Source organism: Glaciecola siphonariae, from assembly GCF_042652645.1.
Taxonomy (GTDB): Bacteria; Pseudomonadota; Gammaproteobacteria; order Enterobacterales; family Alteromonadaceae; genus Glaciecola; species Glaciecola siphonariae.
Map to the genome: position 1 here is coordinate 18,770 of NZ_JBHSGU010000019.1, position 15,211 is coordinate 33,980.

Below are 15,211 nucleotides of genomic sequence, written 5' to 3' on the forward strand. Positions count from 1 at the left end.
CTGGTGTGGATGAATAGCCTGCTTTAGACGATGTCGGTAAAGCGAAGCATGATATAATAACCAACAATGGTGATAGGCAGAGAGGCTATCGTCGACATAGCAATAATCTGCGCGGCTAACTGATGATTGCCGCCAATCTTCCTAACCATAACATAGCTAGCTGCCGCGGTTGGACTCATGGCCATTAAAAACACTACTCCTAACGACAGCCCGCTAATATCAAAGGTAAGCGCTAAGCTAAGTAAAACGATTGGGTACAAAAAGCATTTGCCAATACAGGCTAGCAAAACCCATTGCCATTCTTTTCCAAGGCTTTTAAAGCGTAAAGAGGCCCCGGTGCAAAGCAGCGCAAGGGGAAGGGTAAGCTGCGCAAAGTAACCGAGGCTGTTAGTTATAAATGTTGGGGTGGGTAAGCTAAAGTATGAAACAAGTACTCCCGCCACAATACTTAAAATAATAGGATTGCTCAAAATACCTTTAACGATGCGCGTTTTACTGAATGTGGAGCCTTGAAAGATGTTCAAGACAGCGACCGAGAGTACGTTGTATAAAATAGTCAATGCGCCTAAATAGATGGAAGCATAGGCAAGCCCCTCAGTGCCATATGCATTGGCACAATATGCTAAACCGATGATTCCCATGTTGGAGCGAAATGCGCCTTGGACAATTACGCCGCGGTCTTCGCGCCTTGGCACGTAGAAGCAAACCCATACAATATAAAAAAGGAACACGATAAGCGTCCCAGATATACCGATAGCAATCGTTTTTGGGTCGGTTAACGCGCTTATATCGCTTGCGCTGATATTTACAAAAAGCAGTGCAGGCAGGGCATAATTAAATATAAGTCGAGAAGCTTTTTCTACAAAGCTGTCGTCAAGTAAGTCTTGGCGATAAAAACCGTAACCAATCGCAATAAGCAAGAGCACAGGCCCAATAACGGTGATTGAAAAATCAATAAAGGCCTGTAAAGCGGTCATAGGTTCTAAGCACTGATAATCGTGTAATCCTTGGCAGGCGTTGATTATCGCATATCAATCGTTTTTAAAATACTGCCGAAGGCTCGAGCACCAAACTTTTGGATTTGTTTATCAAAATAGTATGTGCCCAAAATGGGGATCCCAATATGACCTCTAGATTCCCACTGCGCTCGTGTTTTCCCGTCGACTTCACTTAACGTAATGCGCCCAAACTCATGCTGATAGGGTAAGGGCTTACTGAATTCAATGAGATAAGCGAGCGTATGGGGCGGTTCAAAGGCAACTATGCGCTCATGCAACACCGACTTTCCCGCTACAATCTCCCGCAGTGCCCCAAGTCCGTTCTTTTCACTGCTGCCTTGCTCTAACAAACGCGAGGCGTCCACGCCCTTAAATGCGCTGTAATTTTCATGATCGCTAAGGGCATCAAACACTTCTTGAATGGGCTTGTTGATCATTCTCTCAACTTTTATATGAAACACTGGATGTATGTATCCTTTTTGCTAATTTCTGAGCTCGCGGCGCAAAATTTTACCTACCGTTGATTTAGGTAGCTCGTCAATTACGTTTATTTCTTTGGGTACTTTGTATCCAGTGAGCTGTGATTTGCAGTGCGCTATTACATCCTCGAGATTGAAATTTTCGTTAACTGTAACGTAAGCACAGACTCGCTCTTGGGTGTCGTCATCGGGCTTGCCCACCACAGCAGCCTCAAGTACCGCAGGATGCTGCGTTAGTACGTCTTCCACCTCATTTGGGTATACATTAAAGCCAGATACAATAATCATGTCTTTGAGTCTATCAACAATTTTTATGCAACCGTCTGAGGTTTTGAGTCCTACGTCTCCGGTTTTAAAATAACCGTCTGATGTCATCACCTTGTCGGTCTCATCGGGGCGCTGCCAGTAACCTTTCATCACTTGTGGTCCTTTAACCGCAATCTGACCTTCTTTGCCGTCTGCTACCGCTTGGTCGTTAACGTCGAGTAGTTTTATGTCTGTCTCAATAACGGCCGGGCCGACCGTTCCCATTTGCTCTTTCCCGGGCTGATTAAACGCGACTACAGGAGCAGTTTCAGACAAGCCATATCCTTCAGTCACAGAGCAGCCCGTTGTGTTTTGCCATAAGCTAGCGGCTGAGCGGGTGAGGGCCGTTCCGCCCGACATGGTTAATCGTAAGGCGCTAAAATCGAGTTGTGCAAACTTAGGATGCGCACACAAGCCCATAAACAAGGTATTAATACCAGCAAAGGCGGTAAAAGCTTGTCCTTCGAGGTCGGCAACGAAGGCGTTCATATCGCGTGGATTGGGTATCAAATGTACTTTGGCCCCTTTTGCAAAAAAGGTCATCATGCACACGGTAAAGGCGTAGATATGATAAAGCGGCAGAGGGCATATCACGATTTCTTCGCCCTCTCGAAATGATTGACCAAGTCGTTCGAGGGTTTGTATGCTGTTAGCAAGCACGTTTTGGTGGCTTAACTCAGCACCTTTCGACACCCCAGTGGTCCCTCCGGTATATTGCAAAATACAGGTATCTTGTAAATCTGTAGTGGGTCTCTCTTGCAAGTTCAAAGATTGAGCTTGGTCAAATATTGTGGCGTAGCACACATATTCTGGATGCTCAACAGGCGCATTTGTCAGCAGTTGCGCTGCACTTGTGACAATGACCGTGTTAATCCCAGTGTCGCTTTTTATATTTTCAAATTTGGGCAGCAGGTCGGCTAAAATGACCAACGCTTTTGCGCCTGAGTCATTAAATTGATGCTGCATTTCGCGTTCGGTATAGAGTGGATTAGTATTAACGACCACAAGGCCCGCGCGCAACGCACCGTATACGGCAATAGGGTGCTGAATTAAATTAGGCAGTTGTATCGCGATACGGTCGCCAGGTTTTAAATCGGTATGATGCTGTAACCATGAGGCAAATTTACCCGACAATGCGTCCATTTCGGCGAAGGTTTTTTCTTGGCCAAGCGCTCTATACGCTGGCCTTTCGGCATACTTTGTAAACGTTTCTTCAATGTAGTCTGCTAAGCTGCTGATGTGATTGGGAATGAGCGCTGAGTTGGCCATAGTATGTCCTGTAATAATATCCTGTGGTTTTAACACAAAATTTACAACAGTGGATCAACTTCTACAATCGTAATTGCTGATAGATAGCGATTACGCGTGCTTACTTTTGTTGGCTCTTTCGATAAGGTGCGCAAAACATATTCCGGCAATAAGGCCTGCGCATACTTGCATTAATAGCCCACTTATTCCGCGAGCACCAGCCAGAAGTGTTACGTTTAAAATAGGCTGCATAGCAAGCAACATGGTAAGAAATGCAATACCTCCCGCGAGCGGGTAAATGAATTTAGGTGCAATGTTCCACTTTTTTCGAAGCAAGCCGCTTACTGAAAACGCAATCGTAAGTGCGACTAAAATAATGAGCCCGTACGTTGGCGCTAGGCCAAGCATATCTTGCCAAGTGGTCTGTATACGTTGTGCAAACGTAATCTTTATCTCGATGTCGCTAAGCTTTGCCAATACTGCCTGTGTGTGCAATATACTAGCAAATAGAAAGCCAATGCTTGACGCTATAATTACGCACACGATACGTAGTAACCAAATCATGGTAAGACCAATCCTTAATGATTGACTGCAAGTGTTTGCAAGTTAGGTCATGAGCACTTACATTGTCAAGCGAGTAACGCAGTCTTTAGCGAAACGGATGCTAGCACAGGGCCTTTAAGAGAGTGCGTTACCGCGGGTAAAATTGCCATTCAACAAACTAAGGGTAATAGTGAGAAACCTCTATGCTAAACCAAGCTTTATGTAAACGGTGCAACAAAGCATTCATCAGCGCACGTAGCACTGTTGCCGCTATATTTTTAGGCTTTGTTATATCGCTTTTTTGCGCTCCAGCGTTATCTTCCTCTTCAGTATCCATCTCACAAGGTTACGAACTCGTGCCCATGTTAGAAGGGCTCCCGCAGTCTTGGGCCGTTGCCCATGCACCCGACTCAAAGCTTTGGATTAGCCATAGAGAAGGCGACATAAGTATTGTGGATGTGTCTGAAAAAGCCATCGAAAACATAAACACAGCTTCACCTGCAGATGCCTTGCTCTTAAAAGCAACGCGCCTGTCATTTACGCCTAATGATTTACTCACGGGCGGGCAGGGTGGCTTGCTTGATATTGCCTTTCACCCTGACTACAGCACAAACGGATGGGTTTACCTTTCTTACTCAGCCGGAACTGATAACGCTAATGCCCTCAAAATAGTGCGCTTTAAACTCTCAAACGAAACAACCGAGCCTGCAAGTCATGAACAAACTCCTGCCGACCATTTACCGGTCGGACAGGTACCGGAGAAAAAAGTATCGGTGGGGCAAGTAGAAACTGTTTTTGAAGTCGCGAATAAAAAAGATACGCCTGTGCATTATGGCGCTCGCATGGCGTTTACATCAAACAATGAACTTTTAGTGACCACTGGAGATGGCTTTGATTATCGTGAGCAGGCACAAGTGATAAACAATCAGCTTGGTAAAGTCCTCAGAATGAGTGACCAGGGCCATGCGCTAAGCAGCAATCCATTTTATGAGCAGGGCGGGTCGGCGGCTTATGTGTACTCTCTCGGGCATCGAAATCCGCAGGGGCTGCTAGTGTCGAAGGGCTCAGAGCCTAATAGCGATATCATTGTGTCACATGAACATGGACCGGCTGGGGGCGATGAAATTAACATTATTGAGTCGGGTGCTAATTATGGTTGGCCGGTAATTACGCAAGGGAAAGACTATATTGGTGCAACAATATCTCCGTTCACAGAATATCCGAACATGCGACAACCGGCTTTAAATTGGACGCCATCTATCGCACCTTCGGGCATGATTTTTTACCGAGGAAACAAGCTTGCAGAATTAAGCGAATATTTATTGCTAACGTCACTCAAGTTTAAGCAAATATATGCAGTTAACTTTAACGGTCAAACCTTAAATAATGCAAAAGGCGATTTGGTGCTGCTCGCACAAGCTAACTCGCGTTTGAGAGACATAGAAACAGATGCGCAAGGCAATATTTGGGTGCTAAGTGACGGTGAGGCTGCGAGCCTGATGATGTTAAAGCGCCTGCCGCATTAGAACAATAGCGGTTCGTTTTCACAAGTAGGGGCTTTAAGCGAGCTATGGCAATAAGCGTGCACGATGCGCAATTACGACTAATGTATTGATGAAATGCATTAACAATTAGTTTTCAATTAACCGCGTGAATATCGGCTATAATTGGCAATTCATGCTTTATCATTCATTTTTGTTGAGCAAGTGGGTATAATCCCCGCCGTATCAAGTCAACGCCAAGCCATTTCTGGCTTATTTATATTAGAGGACTCTATCGTGTTAGAAGAATATCGTAAGCATGTCGCCGAACGCGCGGCCGAGGGCATTCCCCCTAAACCACTAAATCCAGAACAAGTTGCTGGTTTGGTTGAATTACTGAAAAACCCACCTGCCGGTGAAGAGGACTTCTTACTCGAACTTATTTCCGAGCGAGTACCGCCTGGTGTTGACGAAGCCGCTTATGTAAAAGCGGGATTTTTAAGCGCGCTTGCTAAGGGTGAAGAAAGCTGTGATTTGATTTCATCTGACGCAGCGGTGCAGCTACTCGGTAATATGCACGGTGGCTATAACATCGAAACACTTGTTGGCTTGCTTGACGACGACAAACTAGCAGAGCTAGCGGCAGAAGAGCTAAAGCACACCTTGCTTATGTTCGACGCTTTCCACGATGTGGAAGAAAAACACAAAGCCGGTAATAAGTATGCCACCGAAGTCATGCACTCTTGGGCAGACGGCGAGTGGTTTACCTCACGCGATGATATGCCAGAAAAAATCACCTGTAGCGTATTTAAAGTGACTGGCGAAACCAATACCGACGACCTTTCGCCTGCACCAGATGCATGGTCGCGCCCTGATATTCCGCTTCACGCTAAAGCGATGTATAAGATGACTCGCGACGGTCTTGAGCCTGAAAAGCATGGCGAAGTTGGCCCATTAGCACAAATCGATGCAATAAAAGCCAAGGGACATCCCGTTGCCTTTGTTGGCGATGTAGTGGGAACAGGCTCGTCGAGAAAGTCTGCAACTAACTCAGTGCTGTGGTTCTTTGGTGAAGACTTGCCAGGTGTGCCAAATAAACGTGGCGGCGGTATTTGTATTGGCTCTAAAGTTGCCCCAATTTTCTTTAACACCATGGAAGACGCAGGCGCATTAGTGTTTGAAGCCGACGTAGACAATATGGAAATGGGCGATGTAATTGAGATTTATCCTTTTGAGGGCGTCATTAAAAACGCTGAAAGCGGCGACGTTATCGCTGAATATAGCTATAAATCAAAAGTATTGCTTGACGAAGTGCGTGCCGGTGGCCGCATTAACTTAATCATCGGTCGTGGCTTAACCGACAAGGCGCGTGAGTCTTTAGGTTTGGGTCCTGCTGATTTGTTCCGTAAGCCTGAACTGCCCACATCTAAGGCCAAAGGCTTTACACTGGCACAAAAAATGGTGGGTAAAGCCTGTGGTGTTGAAGGCATATTGCCAGGCACTTATTGTGAGCCAAAAATGACGACTGTGGGCTCCCAAGACACCACCGGGCCAATGACCCGAGACGAGCTCAAAGATTTAGCTTGCCTAGGTTTCACTGCGGATTTAACCATGCAGTCATTTTGTCATACGGCCGCTTACCCTAAGCCTGTTGATATTGATACTCAGCATACATTACCTGACTTTATTATGAATCGTGGCGGTGTATCGCTTCGCCCTGGTGACGGTATTATCCACTCTTGGTTAAACCGTATGTTGTTGCCAGACACGGTAGGAACCGGTGGAGACTCTCATACACGCTTCCCGATGGGTATTTCATTCCCTGCGGGTTCTGGTTTGGTGGCTTTTGCTGCTGCAACGGGTGTTATGCCGCTTGATATGCCTGAGTCGGTACTAGTTAGATTTAAAGGTAAAATGCAGCCAGGTATTACGCTTCGCGATTTGGTACATGCCATTCCGCTTTATGCTATTAAGCAAGGTCTGCTTACGGTAGCTAAGAAGGGTAAAATCAATGCGTTTTCTGGTCGCATCCTAGAGATTGAAGGCCTAGACGATTTAACCATCGAGCAAGCCTTTGAGTTATCTGATGCGTCGGCCGAACGCTCTGCTGCAGGTTGCACCATTAAGCTTTCAGAGGCCTCGGTTGCCGAGTATCTCACATCGAACATTACTATGCTCCGTTGGATGATTAACGAAGGTTACGGCGACCCACGTACGCTTGAGCGCCGCGCTCAAAAGATGGAAGATTGGTTAGCTAATCCGTCACTGATGGAAGCTGACGAGAATGCAGAATACGTTGAAACAATCGAAATTGACTTAGACGAAATCAAAGAGCCTATTTTATGCTGCCCGAACGACCCAGATGATGCTAAAACGCTGTCAGAGGTTGCCGGTGATAAAGTGGACGAAGTATTTATTGGTTCATGTATGACTAACATCGGTCACTTTAGAGCGGCGGGTAAATTGCTTGAGCAGTTCAACGGTACATTGCCTACCCGTTTATGGATGTCTCCACCTACTAAAATGGATAAAGCCGTTTTAATGGAAGAGGGTTATTACAATATTTACGGACGCGCTGGTGTGCGCACTGAAATGCCGGGATGTTCGCTATGTATGGGTAACCAAGCGCGCGTTTTAGCTGGGGCGACGGTATTGTCTACCTCAACGCGTAACTTCCCGAACCGTTTAGGGGATGGTGCCAATGTGTATTTATGTTCAGCTGAAATGGCGGCAGTTGGCGCGATAGTGGGTAAAATCCCAACGGCAGAAGAGTATATGGAGTATGCCGGTAAGATTGAGTCTATGAGCGGCGAAGTATTCCGTTATTTGAACTTTGACCGTATTGAATCGTTTAAGAAAGCAGAAGATGAAGCAAAAGCTAACATCATTCCTACCTTGAACGTGGCTTAGTCTCTTTTCTTTAGTTTCGGAGTTGAGGCTAAGGGCATGAGTCGATATGACTTATGCTCAAATATAATTGAAAAACCCGCTTTTTAGCGGGTTTTTTGTTTGCGCTTTTTCTGCTCGGCGATTACTCTTTGCTCACTGTTTCCACATTAAAAGTCACCTGCATGCAGCCTTTTTCTTCTTCACTCCTTACCTTTGTATTTGCCGCTATGCTAGCGTTCTTTTGCGTGGCGCCTAGCAGTGTAATAGCGCAAGATTCAAATGTGTCATCGACTGCGGCAAATAGCGAGCTTGCTCTTGTGCCCTTAATCTTTTCTAACGGTGTTGAAATTGAAGTGGAGTTTGCAAACGACCCGAATTCTCGCGCGCTAGGGTTAATGTTCCGAAAAGAGATGTGCACTGACTGCGGTATGTTGTTTAAATTTGACCGGGTGCGCATAGCGAGCATTTGGATGAAAAATACCTACATTCCTCTGGATTTAGCCTATATCAATGCATTCGGTACCATTGTCGACATCAAGGCGCTCCAGCCCCATGATTTAACGTCAGTAAAGAGTTCTGTACCGGTGCTGTACGCGCTGGAAATGAACCAAGGCTGGTTTGCAAATAACAGCCTCGCGGTAGGCGATACCGTAAAACTACCTTCTTATATCAAATAAACAGATAAGGACTTTTCATGCATACAGGTCTTAATGTCGCTAAGTTTGGCGGCACAAGCGTGGCAAATTATCAGGCCATAAGTAACTGCGCCCGCATTGTTGTAGGCAACGCCAATACAAAAGTAGTGGTGGTAAGCGCAGCGGCCGGCGTGACAAATTTCTTGGTATTGCTTGCGAATACGGCGCTAACCTCAGAGCAGATTGCTGAGATAATCGACAATATTCGCAAGATTGAATACGCTATTTTAAATGAGCTTAAAAAGCCCAGTGAAGTGGAAGATAAACTCTTTGCTCTTCTAGATGAGCTTGAATCGTATGCTCGCCATGAAGAAATTAACTTTCGAGATGATTTAAAAGACTCACTGCTGTCGATGGGGGAGCGCATGTCATCGCTTCTGGTATCAGCAGTAATAAGAGAGCAAGGTCACAACGCCATTAACTTTGATGTGCGCAAAGTACTGCGCACGGATAATCGCTATACTGAGGCTACTCCTGACATAGAGGTTATCGGGCAACTCTCGCAGCAGCTTTTACGCCCTGAGCTAGATGATGCAATCGTGGTGACCCAAGGTTTTGTTGGCGCTGATGAATCGGGCAAAACTACCACCCTAGGCCGCGGCGGTTCTGATTTTACAGCAGCTTTGCTCGCCGAAGCTTTAGGTGCTGAAACCTGTGAAATTTGGACAGACGTGATTGGTGTATACACCACCGATCCGCGCATTACCGATAAAGCTAGGCCTTTACCTGAACTTAGCTTCGAAGAAGCCGCCGAGATGGCGACTTTTGGTGCGAAGGTACTGCACCCAGCCACCATGGAGCCTGCGCTTCGTCAAAACATAAAAGTGTTTGTTGGTTCTAGTAAAGAGCCTGAAAAGGGCGGTACGTGGATAGTCCGCGACTGTGAGCATGAGCCGGCTTTCAGGGCAATCACGCGTCGTAAAGACTTGGTGCTAGTGACCGTGAAAACGCCCAAAATGATGTACGCTCAGGGCTTTTTGGCCAGAGTATTCGACATTATCGCCAAGCATAAACTCAGTGTTGATTTGATCACAACGTCGGAAATTGCGGTGTCCTTCACGCTCGATAATCCACCAAACAGTATTTCAGAAAAAATGAACAAAGATACTTTGCTAGAACTTAGCAGTATCTGTGAAGTAAAGGTTGAGCGAGATTTCGATGCCGTAACGGTTGTCGGCAACAATATGCACAGTGCTGCAGGCGTGTCGTCGAAGATTTTTGCTGCGGTTGCTGATTTTAACTTACGCATGATTTGTTTTGGCGCAAACGTGCATAATTTATCGTTTGTGGTAGATAATCACGCCAGTGAAGATGTGGTTAAAGTGCTTCACGCGGCGCTCTTTGAAGAGTAAGGCTCAGTGAAGCATTGCGTAGTTAAAACTCAACCGTAAAAACTAAAAGCTAAAAACTAAAAAGGGCGCGATTACTGACCTGTAATCGCGCCCTTTTGTATTTATCCGCTGTAAGGGAACTAAGTGAAACTTACACTCTGAACTGACTAATAGACGATTGTAGTTCTTCTGCGAGCTTAGCAACCTCTGAACTGGATTCAGCGGTTTGTTTGGCACCAATGGTGGTATGTTCAGCAATGCCCACAATGTTCTCTAAGCGTTCACTGATTTGCGATGACACCGTGTGCTGCTCGCGGGCAGCCGTTTCAATGCGAGTACTTACTTCGTATGCTCTGTGCACCGCATCTGTGATCATGTTCAAAGCTTCACCAGCTTTTTCGGTTTGAGCCACACAAGCGTTAGTTTGCTCTTTGCCCTGATTCATAACCGATACCGCTTTTTCAGCGCCAGCTTGGAGCACTTCAATCATTGAGTTAATTTCTTGTGTAGACTGCTGAGTGCGGCTCGCTAGGGTACGCACCTCATCAGCAACCACCGCAAAGCCTCTTCCTTGCTCACCGGCCCGAGCGGCCTCAATGGCAGCGTTTAATGCGAGCAGATTAGTTTGGTCGGCAACGCCGCGAATAACGTCTAAGATACCGCCAATACTGGCACTGTCTTGATGAAGCTTGTTAATCACCTCTGCCGCCTGCTGAACTTCGTTTGCTAATACCTGAATAGTATCTTTGTTTTCGGCTGATATGCGTTTAACTTTCTCGGCCTCTGCATCCGCGTGTTTTATCTCAAGCAGCGTGTCGTGCGCACTTTTCGAGACAAGTTCCGATGTAGTATGCATTTCGGTTGTCGCAGCCGCGATTTGTGATATTTGTGATTTCTGATCTTCTATTGAGGCGGTAGTTTGTAGGGTAATAGTAGACGTTTCGCCAGATGCCGCAGCCAACTGATCTGCGCGCTGGTTAATTGCGTTGATAAGTTCTTTTAGATTGCCAATTAAGTTATTGCAATTTTTTGCTAGCGTGCCAAATTCGTCGCCCGATGAGTCATCTAACTTGTGGGTTAAATCACCCGAAGCGGCAATTTTAAGCAATTGATTAACGCGGTCGAGCGGTTTAGTGATGGCAATAACGGTCATGTAGCCAACGCCGCCTGCAATCGCGAAAGAGAGCAACACAACACCAATAATCGTCATGGTGCTTGTTGATACTTGGCTTTCAACGCTCGTTTTAATTTTAAGTGCTTTTGCATCTGCCATCTCATTGAGCGTGTTGAGCTCTACAATGGCCTCAGAAATTTTATCATCTGCTGCTCTTAGCGCCACGTCTGCAGCCGCTATCTGCTCTAGCTCATTAATCTTAGTAACCAGCAATCCTGTGCCAGATTCAAGTGAATCAGAAATTTGAGCGAGCAAGTCACCAACCTCATCAATTGTGCCTGAATCATCTTCACCATTTGCTGCGTTTACCATGTCAGCAAATTTTGCTTTGGTTTGATCAAGAACAACCGTCACTTCCTTACTGCGAATATCAGCGCGCTGGAGCGATTCTGTTTTTGCGTAATCAGTTGCTACGCTTAACAAGGCAAGCATATTTGATTCAACCGTATTGGCTAAGGTCGCTGCATCTGACAAGGCTTCGGAGTCTTGAATTTCGTCTAAATCGGTAAAATCTAGCAACAGCGAAGAAGCGTCATCGGCGTTTTCTTCGAGCTGAGCAATCATATCTTCAATGCGCTGTTTAAGTTTTATTGAGGTTAGGTGAGAGTCAAACATGGCGTCTGAGGTTTCCACATACGACTCATACATCAGGTTCAAATTAGCCACAGATGAACGCAAGTTTTCATCGTTTTTCACAACATCGCTTAATGTTTGCAAGGTGGTATCGAATCGTGCCTTACTCGCGTCAAACTCGTTACGCTTGTCTAGCGCGTTTTGTTCGTCTTTGCCAACAAAACCCTCAAAAGCAAGACGTCCCATGTTAACAAAGGCTACTTTTAAGTTTGAGGTTCCGGCGACTGTTGGCAGGGCCAAGCTACTCACTTCGTCTGATGCATCACCTACTTTATATAAGCTAGACATGGATGAAAATCCAAGTATTAGTAATAAAAGTGTGATGATTGCAAACCCGCCAATGACGCGCATTGCTACCGTTATTTTCATGTTGGCTCCTGTGGAAACACGTAAATGTTGCAAAAAGGCTTTAGATAAATATCGGAAAGATACGGCAGAACTTAAGCGTGATGTTGAAATGTTTTTCGCGACTCAATACAAAAGACAGACAGACTATTTCCCCACACATAGCCGCTATCAAGTGCATGAATTTGTGCTTTGCATGGGTATTTTTTAGGGAGTTTTCCTAACAAAGCGGCCCAATGGCCAAACAAAAGGGTGTGTTTTTCAGTTATGTTCGTATTATCAAACATGAACCAAGGGGCAATGTCTTTCGGAGCACTGCTGGGATGAGATTTGCTTTCAAACTCAAGGGAAAGGTCGCGGCGCAGATAGCGCATGCGGGTAAATGCATTCACAATAAAACGATGTCGGTCATTGCCCTGTAATTGCTCGTCCCAAATGTCAGGGACGTTTCCGTACATGTGGCTTAAAAAAGTGCCAGCGCGCTCACTTTGAAGGATGTCGCTTATTTCATTAGATAGCGTGAGCGCCTTCTTAATTGACCACGCGGGATAAAGCCCCGCATGCGTGACAAGCGTCTTTGGGGCAGGCTTGGCGGCCAAGGGTTTGCTTTTAAGCCAGTCTATGGTTTTGCTAAAGTCTTTATGCTTGATTAGCTTTTGCAGCTTATCTTGAGGCTTTGCTTGCCGCAGTCCATAGGCGATAGCAATAAGATGCAAATCGTGATTGCCTAATACAGTGTCAAAGTGGGGGCCCAAATCTTGGCAGTATGCTAACGTTGAAAGGGAGTCTGGGCCGCGAGCAACCAAATCGCCTACCGCCCAAAGTTTATCCGTACTTGGGTCAAATTTTGCTTTTTTAAGAACTTGCCTCAGTGCTTTATAGCAACCTTGTATATCGCCAACTACGAAGTTCTTCATATTCTCAGTGGAGCGCGTTGGGCACTGCAAGTCTAAATACGGGAATATGCGCACGATACGTCGACATATCGGCTTGTTCGAAGTCGTAGTAGCCCTGCATGCTGCCTACCTGAGTTTTTAATAGTGATGCGCTGGTATACTGAAAGCTTTGTTGAGGGGCGATTGTGGGTTGTTCGCCAACCACGCCTTCGCCGCTGACTTCTACCTTTTCACCGTCGCCGTTAGTAATCAGCCAATAGCGAGAGCGAAGGGTCATGGCACGATCGCTTAAGTTGGTGATATTCACCGTATAGCTAAATACATGCACAAGATCATTAGATGCTCTCTCTTGCTGGCCGATGTATTTAGTTTCAACCGAAATGTGTATGGATTCACTCATCAGGAGTATCACCCTTAGTCTCAAATACGTGATTAGCAATCAATGCAAATTCAGCGAGAGAAAGGGTTTGCGCTCTGCGTTCTGCATCAATATCTAGAGCGTTAAGGCTAGCTTCATCAATCAGGTTTTTCAAGCTGTTACGAATGGTTTTACGACGTTGATTAAACGCGTTGCCAACGACTTTTTCAAGGCTAGTGACGCTGTGTAAATCTACCGGAGGCTGCTTGTGCGGCACTAGCCTTACCACGGCTGAGTCTACTTTTGGCGGCGGCTTAAAGGCACTCGGCGGTACCATTACAACGGGCGTTGCTTCACAGTAGTAGCGCGCCATTACCGATAATTTACCATACAGACTGTCGTTATGGCTGGCACATAAGCGTTTAACCACTTCCAATTGCAGCATAAAGTGCATGTCTTCAATATGCTGTGAAAAACTAAATAAATGGAACATCAACGGCGTTGAGATATTATACGGTAAGTTACCAAATACGCGCATGGGCGCGTCTGATGCCAGACTAGCAAAATCAAACTTGAGCGCATCCTGCTCAATGACGTTCAGCTTGCTTTGAATAAACGGATGCTCGCGTAATCGTTTGGCCAAATCGCGGTCGAGTTCAATCACGGTAAGCATGTCGACTATGTCGGCCACAGGCTCGGTTAATGCCCCAAGGCCGGGACCTATTTCAACTAAGTTTTGTTTTGATTCAGGGCCAATCGCTGTCACGATTTGATCGATGACATACTCATCGAATAAGAAATTTTGCCCAAAACGCTTCCGAGCGGTATGACCTAAATGGGTTTTGCTCACTGTTTTTTCTTCGCAAGTTTAATTGCTTTATTGACAGCGCGCTTCATGCTGCCGCAGTCTACGTCGCCCGAACCGGCCAAATCAGCCGCCGTACCATGGTCTACTGAGGTGCGGATAAACGGTAAACCCAAAGTGATATTAACCGAATTCCCAAATCCTTTAAATTTAAGCACAGGTAAGCCCTGGTCGTGGTACATCGCTAATACCGCGTCGGCTTTATCTAAGTATTTTGGCTGAAAAATCGTATCAGCGGGTAAGGGGCCAACTAACTTTAAACCTTGTGAGCGAAGCATGTCTAAAGTAGGCGTAATAACTTGTATTTCTTCTGTGCCTAAATGTCCGTCTTCGCCTGCATGCGGGTTTAAGCCGCATACATAGATGGTCGGTTCTGCAATACCGAATTTTAACTTCAAATCGGTGTTCATAATGCGAATGACTTTTTCAATACGCTCTGGCGTAATGGCTTTAGAAACATAGGCAAGGGGGATATGGGTAGTTGCCAAGCAAACCCGCAATCCGTCGGTGGCTAGCATCATAACAACATCTGCGGTGTTCGACTGCTGCGCAAAATATTCAGTGTGCCCGCTAAATGAAACACCCGCTTTATTGATAATTCCTTTGTGCACAGGCCCTGTGACCACAGCGTCAAAATTCCCTAGCATGTTTTCTTCGCAGGCTTGGCGTAGTGTTTCTACAACATACTGACCATTGCCGCTGTCAAGCTTACCTGCAACTACCGGCACGTTAGTAGGAATGTGATGCACAACCATCTGGCCGGGCTGTGGCGTTATTTTCAGCTCACTATCATAAGGAATAATTTCTAAATCAACCCCAAGTGCTACTGCTCGCTGGGCCATCATTTCGCGGTCGGCAAAAATAACTAGCTGCGCGTCCCATTCATGCTTGGCCAGCTTTATCATCAAATCCGGACCAATACCGGCTGGTTCACCGGGCGTGACGGCTATTCTGGTAGGTTGGCTCATTG

13 protein-coding genes are annotated in these 15,211 nt (G+C 46.0%); 4 read left to right on the forward strand and 9 right to left on the reverse strand.

The window, feature by feature from the left end; all coding sequences use genetic code 11:
• Positions 1-23: 23 nt before the first annotated feature.
• From ACFO4O_RS15780 to ACFO4O_RS15795, 4 genes are all read right to left on the reverse strand, one after another.
• The gene (locus ACFO4O_RS15780) at positions 24-977 is read right to left on the reverse strand and encodes an AEC family transporter (protein ID WP_382410263.1); all 954 of its coding nucleotides are present in this window, start codon (positions 975-977) and stop codon (positions 24-26) included.
• A gap of 44 nt (positions 978-1,021) precedes the next feature.
• A complete protein-coding gene (locus ACFO4O_RS15785; RefSeq protein WP_382410265.1) occupies positions 1,022-1,459 on the reverse strand; it encodes an SRPBCC family protein in 438 nt (145 codons plus the stop codon).
• Positions 1,460-1,480: 21 nt separating this feature from the next.
• The gene (locus ACFO4O_RS15790; RefSeq protein ID WP_382410267.1) at positions 1,481-3,052 is read right to left on the reverse strand and encodes an AMP-binding protein; all 1,572 of its coding nucleotides are present in this window, start codon (positions 3,050-3,052) and stop codon (positions 1,481-1,483) included.
• A 90-nt stretch (positions 3,053-3,142) separates the two neighbouring features.
• Positions 3,143-3,595 carry a hypothetical protein gene (locus ACFO4O_RS15795; RefSeq protein WP_382410269.1) on the reverse strand — a complete coding sequence of 151 codons (453 nt, stop codon included), beginning with the start codon at positions 3,593-3,595 and terminating at the stop codon, positions 3,143-3,145.
• Positions 3,596-3,936: 341 nt separating this feature from the next.
• On the opposite strand from ACFO4O_RS15795, the gene ACFO4O_RS15800 reads away from it, so the two are divergent.
• From ACFO4O_RS15800 to lysC, 4 genes are all read left to right on the forward strand, one after another.
• Positions 3,937-5,100 carry a PQQ-dependent sugar dehydrogenase gene (locus tag ACFO4O_RS15800; protein ID WP_382410458.1) on the forward strand — a complete coding sequence of 388 codons (1,164 nt, stop codon included), beginning with the start codon at positions 3,937-3,939 and terminating at the stop codon, positions 5,098-5,100.
• A gap of 252 nt (positions 5,101-5,352) precedes the next feature.
• Complete coding sequence (gene acnB / locus ACFO4O_RS15805) at positions 5,353-7,965, forward strand: bifunctional aconitate hydratase 2/2-methylisocitrate dehydratase (RefSeq protein ID WP_382410460.1); 2,613 nt, start codon at positions 5,353-5,355, stop codon at positions 7,963-7,965.
• A 161-nt stretch (positions 7,966-8,126) separates the two neighbouring features.
• The gene (locus ACFO4O_RS15810; RefSeq protein WP_382410271.1) at positions 8,127-8,621 is read left to right on the forward strand and encodes a DUF192 domain-containing protein; all 495 of its coding nucleotides are present in this window, start codon (positions 8,127-8,129) and stop codon (positions 8,619-8,621) included.
• Between the two features lie 17 nt (positions 8,622-8,638).
• Positions 8,639-9,991, forward strand: a complete 1,353-nt coding sequence (gene lysC / locus ACFO4O_RS15815) for a lysine-sensitive aspartokinase 3 (RefSeq protein ID WP_382410273.1) — start codon at positions 8,639-8,641, stop codon at positions 9,989-9,991.
• Positions 9,992-10,121: 130 nt separating this feature from the next.
• Here lysC and ACFO4O_RS15820 read toward each other — a convergent pair whose 3' ends face one another.
• The 5 genes from ACFO4O_RS15820 to pdxA form a co-directional block, all read right to left on the reverse strand.
• Positions 10,122-12,146 carry a methyl-accepting chemotaxis protein gene (locus tag ACFO4O_RS15820; RefSeq protein WP_382410275.1) on the reverse strand — a complete coding sequence of 675 codons (2,025 nt, stop codon included), beginning with the start codon at positions 12,144-12,146 and terminating at the stop codon, positions 10,122-10,124.
• A 71-nt stretch (positions 12,147-12,217) separates the two neighbouring features.
• On the reverse strand, positions 12,218-13,039 hold the full coding sequence (locus ACFO4O_RS15825) for a symmetrical bis(5'-nucleosyl)-tetraphosphatase (RefSeq protein ID WP_382410277.1): 822 nt from the start codon (positions 13,037-13,039) through the stop codon (positions 12,218-12,220).
• 4 nt (positions 13,040-13,043) lie between these two features.
• Positions 13,044-13,418, reverse strand: coding sequence for a Co2+/Mg2+ efflux protein ApaG (apaG, locus tag ACFO4O_RS15830; RefSeq protein WP_382410279.1), 375 nt, complete (start codon positions 13,416-13,418; stop codon positions 13,044-13,046).
• Positions 13,411-14,226 carry a 16S rRNA (adenine(1518)-N(6)/adenine(1519)-N(6))-dimethyltransferase RsmA gene (rsmA, locus tag ACFO4O_RS15835; RefSeq protein ID WP_382410281.1) on the reverse strand — a complete coding sequence of 272 codons (816 nt, stop codon included), beginning with the start codon at positions 14,224-14,226 and terminating at the stop codon, positions 13,411-13,413. The genes apaG and rsmA overlap by 8 nt, the downstream gene beginning before the upstream one ends.
• Positions 14,223-15,209 carry a 4-hydroxythreonine-4-phosphate dehydrogenase PdxA gene (gene pdxA, locus ACFO4O_RS15840; RefSeq protein ID WP_382410283.1) on the reverse strand — a complete coding sequence of 329 codons (987 nt, stop codon included), beginning with the start codon at positions 15,207-15,209 and terminating at the stop codon, positions 14,223-14,225. Before pdxA ends, rsmA begins: the two co-directional genes overlap by 4 nt.
• Positions 15,210-15,211: the final 2 nt, after the last annotated feature.